The sequence below is a fragment of the Chamaesiphon polymorphus CCALA 037 genome, assembly GCF_003003845.1.
GTDB lineage: Bacteria > Cyanobacteriota > Cyanobacteriia > Cyanobacteriales > Chamaesiphonaceae > Chamaesiphon > Chamaesiphon polymorphus.
In genome coordinates, this window is the sequence record NZ_PVWO01000426.1 from 1 (window position 1) to 5242 (window position 5242).

At 50.1% G+C, this 5242-nt stretch carries 3 protein-coding genes; 1 reads left to right on the top strand and 2 read right to left on the bottom strand.

Translation table 11 applies throughout. The features are described from left to right. Positions 1 to 29 precede the first annotated feature (29 nt). On the top strand, positions 30 to 413 hold the full coding sequence (locus C7B77_RS23485; protein ID WP_106310649.1) for a four helix bundle protein: 384 nt from the start codon (positions 30 to 32) through the stop codon (positions 411 to 413). A 37-nt stretch (positions 414 to 450) separates the two neighbouring features. On the opposite strand, the gene C7B77_RS23490 is transcribed toward C7B77_RS23485, so the two are convergent. Next, entirely contained in the window at positions 451 to 1653 is a 1203-nt protein-coding gene (locus C7B77_RS23490; RefSeq protein ID WP_106310645.1) for a hybrid sensor histidine kinase/response regulator, read from the bottom strand. A 384-nt stretch (positions 1654 to 2037) separates the two neighbouring features. Beyond that, entirely contained in the window at positions 2038 to 5199 is a 3162-nt protein-coding gene (locus tag C7B77_RS23495; RefSeq protein WP_106310647.1) for a PAS domain S-box protein, read from the bottom strand. Between the last annotated feature and the right edge of the window lie 43 nt (positions 5200 to 5242).

Below are 5242 nucleotides of genomic sequence, written 5' to 3' on the forward strand. Positions count from 1 at the left end.
TGATGAGATTGAGCGATCGGGGTGGGATTGTGAATAGAGAGCTGGTAAAAACTTATCGAGAGTTGGAAGTATTCCAAACAGCGTTTGATGTGGCGATGGAGATTTTTGAGATATCTAAAAAGTTTCCAATGGAAGAACGCTACTCACTAACAGACCAAATTAGACGATCGTCACGTTCTGTTTGTGCAAATCTGGGTGAAGCATGGCGAAAACGTAGATATCAAGCAGCCTTTATTGCCAAACTGAGCGACTGTCAAGCTGAAGCAACCGAGACTCAAATTTGGATTGAGTTTGCTGTCAAATGTCAATATCTAGAAGTAGAAATAGGCAGAAGATGGTACAAAACATACGATCGCATCCTCGGAAAATTAGTAAACATGGTCAAAACCGCATCAACTTGGATCGTAGAATAACTCATCCACCCATCCACCCATCCACCCATCCACCCATCTACCCTTTAGCTGGCAGCCGCACTTTGAACAGACTGCCACGTCCGGGTTCGGAAGTAACAGAGATCGTGCCCGAATGTTCGGTGATGATGCGGGCGACTAGGTGCAAGCCCAAACCGCTGCCTGCTTGACGGTGTTTGCCAGTGCGGAAACGTTGGAACATAATGGCTTGTTCTTCAGCAGACATCCCTAAGCCAGTATCGGCAACATCGACTGTTACCCAACCATTAATGGCTGTATTCTCTCCTTCGGACACTGGGCAAAAACCCAGTTTGAGTTTGACGCTACCGACATCGGTAAACTTGAGGGCATTACCGACGAGATTGGTCAGCGCGCGGCGGATTTCGAGACAGTCACCCAAAATTTTCAGCGACTCGGGTTGGGGATGCTCGCTAATCAGGTGGAGATCGATCGATTTATATTGTGCTAAGGGTTGGAGTTCTTCGACGACGGCTTGCATGATGTCCCACATGTCGCAGGGGGTCATCGTGAGTTGTTTGTGCCCAGATTCATAGCGATTGACTTCTAACATTGTATTGACTAGCTCTAGCAAGTTTTGGTTGCTACGATACATTGCATCTAGAGCGTTGTGCATTTCTGGCGAGAGCGGACAAAAAGCCTCTTGCTCGAACAGTTTGTACATCATGTTTGCGGCAACCAGGGGCGTGCGCAAGTCATGGGTGAGGTGAGAGATAAAGTCTTCGCGTTGGAGGTTTTGGAGTTCGATCTGGTCGCGCTGCTGTTCGAGATCGCGGTTTTGGCGTACTAGCAACTCATTATTGCGCTTGAGTTGTTCGCTGGTTTCAATCACTTCGCGTTCGGCACGAGCGATCCGGATCGCATTCCGCATGACTTGAGCCAGATTGGCAGGGGAAATCTGCGATTTGGGCATATAATCGGTCGCACCTGCTTTCATCAGCTCGACGGCAATGCGTTCGTCGCCTTGTCCGGTCAATACTACCAACGGATGCTGAACGTTCAGCGCGCAGGCACATTTAACTAAATCTAAACCATTGCGATCGGGTAGTCCATAGTCCACGAACGTACAGTCAAAGGTCTCTACAGCCAGCCGTGCTAGGGCTTCGGCACAAGTTGCGGCTTCGGTAATGGTGGTGGAGATGCCCGACTGGTTCAGCGCGCGTCTGACAGCCATCCGATCGATTTCATCGTCATCGACAACTAAGATTTGGAGTGTATCTTCCATTCTGCGGGGGGAGTAGTGGAGTGAACGAGTGGACTGAATTTCTGGTGACAACAGCGCGCCGCATGTTTAGATGGGGGAGATCGCCTCTTCTCCCAAGTCGGTTTATCTACAGAGGCTATCGATCGCTACAGGTCTATGAGAGTTCGGTGGCGATCGACTTGGATTTATGGCGTTGCTGATTTAAGGTATGATTTGCCCTCACCCCGCCAGATCCTTCGGCTCTGGCGGGGTGAGGGCAAAATCTACGTTTCATACTCCAATTCAGCAACGCCGGATTTATCTCAATCGCTAACCTCAGCTTACTCTATACTCATTTCTCACATTGTTCGGGATCTACTTATCGCGGTCGGGAGGTTTCCGCCACTCCTGGCTTCCCAACTGAAGTTATTTAACCGCCTTGAGCCAGGTAAAGCAGAAACAAGCACCCGTAACTCGATCGTTATCTAACCAGATCCGACCCCCTTCACCTTCAACGATCTTTTTGACCATAGCCAAACCAATCCCGGTATTCTCGGTCGAATTACTCGGCTTGAGCGTCTGAAAAATCTCAAAAATCCGATCCCTAGCCTCGCCCACCGGAATACCTGGGCCATCATCGGCGATCGAGAATTGATAGTAATTGCCACAATCTTTAGCACTTATCTCAATCCGACCATCAATGCGTTGATGATGCTTGATGGCATTACTCATTAAATTAGCAAAAACTTGACCGAGTAAAATCCGCTTGGCAGCGAGCGTCGGCAGCGGTGAGACAATCTCGATCTTAAATCCGACAGGCGGATCGATCGAATCGATCGTTTCAGCAATAAGTTGGGACAGATCGACAGTTTCGGTTGCTAAGTCCTGTCTGCCCAATCGCGAGTAGCGCAACAAGCCATCGATTAGCGCGCTCATGCGGTGAACGCGTTGGCGTAAGAGTTCAAACTGCTCTCGTTCGTCCTCGCTGAGACGATCTGTAATATCTTCTTCGATCCATTCTGCCAGATTGGCGATCGCCCGCAATGGAGCTTTAAGATCGTGGGAGGCAATCCGCACGAAGCTGTCTAATTCCTCATTGCGTTCTTTGAGCTGATGTTGCGCCAACATTAGCGAACTATTGAGCTGTTGCAGCTCGGTGGTTTGTTGTTGATTGGTGAGTTCTAATTGCTTGCGGTGGGTAATATCTTGAATGGCAGAGAGAAAATATCTCGGCGCACCCAGTTGACCTTCTGCTGCGATTTCTCTAACTAGAGAGACTGTCAGACCGACCCATATGTGGTGACCCTGCTTGTGAATATACCGTTTTTCGAGTGTATATTCCTGAATCTCATCTTGCAATAATCGATCGACTAAAGCCACATCTTCAGCGAGATCGGTAGGTTCGGTAATATCGTGAAAAGTCAGTTGTAAGAGTTCTTCACTGCTGTAACCGACAATCTCGCAGAATTTACGATTTATCCGCATGAACCGCCCATTGGGAGCGACATGGGCAAAGCCGACTGGTGTGTACTCAAAGGTATGCCGAAACAGTTCTTCGCTAGTAGCCAGCGCAATGGCGGCGTCCCGACGATCGGTAATATCGCGCGAAACTCCTAATATGCGATCGACCCGACCCTCTGCATCGAGAATGGGGGTGACGATAACTTCCCACCATTTGGGCGTACCTTTAGCCGTCGGACAAAATCCTTCAAATTCGCCTCTTTGACCATCTCTAGCTAAGTCTAAAGCGCGTTCGATGTTTTCCGCTGCGTCAACAGGCCAAAGTTCGCTCCAGTGCTTATTGGCGATCGTGGCAAAATCTTCAATCTCTAGCCTAATGATTCCGCCATGATTCATGTACACCAAGCGACCTGCTAAGTCAAATACCTTGATACAATCATTATTGCTTTCTAAAATCCGACGTTGAAATTCCTCACTCCGACGCAGTGCTTCTTCGTTGCGCTTGAGATCGGTGATATCGGACACTAAGCCCGATAGATACACTTTGCCCTCTTCATCCGTGCCGATTTCGGCGACACCAACCAACCACCGGATGCTGCCATCTCGACAGACGATCCGATATTCACAGCGATGCTGCGGTAATCTCCCCGCAATCGTTTCTTTAACGATGGCTTCTACCCGTTGGAGATCGTCAGGATGTATCCGTTGCGACCATTCACTATAAGTTTTTTGCGTACTATCGGGTTCGTAGTCGAGTAAGATTTCAAATTCGCGTGTCCAATAGAGCTTGTTTTCGGCCAGCTCCCAGTACCAAGCCCCAGCTTTAGCGATCTGAAGGGCTGTCGTCAAGCGTTCGCTGTAGCGTTCGACCCGATCGCGATCGCTTTGGGCTTGCTCGATCTGACTCAGATCTCGGCCTTCAGGAATCAGCATAGTGACTTCACCGCGATCGTTGCGAATTGGCGTCAGCGAAAAATCGAGCGGAATTTGGCGATCGTCAGCACCCGCTACTTCTACCCGATAACGGACGAATTCGCCAGCAGCCGCTCGTGCGGTAGCCGCGCGCATTTGTTGCTGGACTGCTGGCGAAAATTTCCAACCCGATACTTCCCAAAACTTGCGCCCGATCGCATCCGCAGCTTCGATTCCCCCGAATTTAAAGGCAGTCTGATTGGCTTCGAGCAGCGTTCCATCCGGTTCGGTCAAACCGATAAACTGAAACACCCCATCAAAAATCGCTCTAAACTTGCGTTCGCTCAGTTGCACAGCCATCATCGCCTGCTTGTACGGGGTCATATCGCGCATCAAGGCGACCGCACCCAATTTTGTGCCAGTAGAGCTATAGATCGCCGTAGCGTTCGCCAGCAGCGATCGAGCGATGCCATCTTTAGGCGCGATCGTCATTTCTTGCCCGAAGACCGCTTCGCCTTGCAACGCCCGAAACAATGGAATCTCGGTCTTGCTTAAAGATCTAGTACCATCCCCATCGTAGAGATTGTAATAGTTTGCCCACTCCTCTGGCGCGAGCGGTTCGGGCGGCAACCCATGAAAGTTTTGGGCCATCTGGTTGAATAACACCAGCCGACCCTCGGCATCGCACGCCACGATCGCATCCGAAGCATAAGCTAGCAATGCTTCGAGAAACTGAGTCGATTGCTGCTGTCCGGGAATTACTGCCTCCCCGCCCAGTCGCATCGCCGTACCAATCCAGATCGTCGCGCCATTGCGACCGCGATCTGGCTCTAGCTCGACCTGAAACCACTCCCAATTGCCCAAATGACCTATCAGTCTCAGTTTGAGTTCTAACGGCTCCTGTCTCCTAATTGCCGCCGCCCACGCACCCTCAAATCGATCGCATTCCGTCTGGGGCAATATGTCTGTAAATTTCCGAACGCACAAACATGAGGTCGGCACCCGATCTTCGTCCGCACTGATATGGCTACAAGGATCGTTCGGCATGGCCTCACCGTTGTTCGATCGCCCGATATATGCAGACCACAAATTATTAACGCATAAGATTTCCCCCCCTTCGTTCATCAGCCAAGCCACATGGGAGATCCGGTCTAATAATTTTTGAGAGCTAACATTTACGGATGCTGATAAAACCTGCCGTGGATCTACTGTCATAAGCGGGTGCCGTGAATCTAATGCTCTATGACTAGGCTAACAT

Excerpts from the sequence above, each read along its gene's own strand:
- C7B77_RS23490 (WP_106310645.1), bottom strand. The coding sequence starts at position 1,653 with ATGGAAGATACACTCCAAATCTTAGTTGTCGATGACGATGAAATCGAT.
- C7B77_RS23495 (WP_106310647.1), bottom strand. The coding sequence starts at position 5,199 with ATGACAGTAGATCCACGGCAGGTTTTATCAGCATCCGTAAATGTTAGC.